The sequence below is a fragment of the Oceanospirillum sanctuarii genome (assembly GCF_002150805.1).
Lineage (GTDB): Bacteria > Pseudomonadota > Gammaproteobacteria > Pseudomonadales > Halomonadaceae > Oceanospirillum > Oceanospirillum sanctuarii.
Genome location: NZ_MTBA01000024.1, coordinates 1 through 673 on the forward strand (window position 1 = coordinate 1; position 673 = coordinate 673).

General features: G+C 55.0%; 1 protein-coding gene. It reads left to right on the plus strand.

The window, feature by feature from the left end:
* Positions 1-673 (plus strand): hypothetical protein (locus tag BV405_RS17745; protein ID WP_176330218.1); only part of this gene is annotated, 673 nt, incomplete at both ends.

Genomic DNA, 673 nt, shown 5'->3' on the forward strand with positions numbered 1-673 from the left:
ACGGAAAGCCTGAGCGGTAACGCACAGGGGCAGTTTGCCGGAAGCAATGCAGACGGTCTGTTCGGTTACTACCGGTTAGCAGGCAACACCAGTCAGATTGACGGGGTGTATGCCTTTGGTGACCGTCAGCTGGATGATTATCTGGCGGGGATGACCACTCTGAGCGGCATCAAGGGTTACATCCTGAACAACGGTAATGCGGTTAATCTTCTCAGCAACTATACCCTGTATCAGAACGGTAACGGTCTCTCAGCCTTGGTAAACCCATTAACGGGTGAACAATGGGTGGCGGCATCGACAGCTGGTTCTGAGGTTGCTCTCGGTGATGCGACGGTGACTTGGGGCAGCTGGAACAGCTGGCGTCAGATCAACGACCAGAACCTGATCGAGCAAAGCACACCGATCCAATATATCCACACCAACCAACTGACCGCTGCCACGATTCCGGCAAGCCTTCAGGGTGTTTATCACTTCAACAGTGCCAGTGGACAGGCCTACGATCAGTCCGGTGCTAATGGCGGCCTTCAAGCGGGTAACCTGACCATCGACTTTACGCAACAGCAGGCCAGTCTGGATCTCTCCGGTTCCCTGGGTTCGGACAGCTGGGGGGCTTATGGCAGCGATAGTCTGAGCAACCTCTATGCCGGTAGCTTTGCACTGAGTGGCAGTCGTT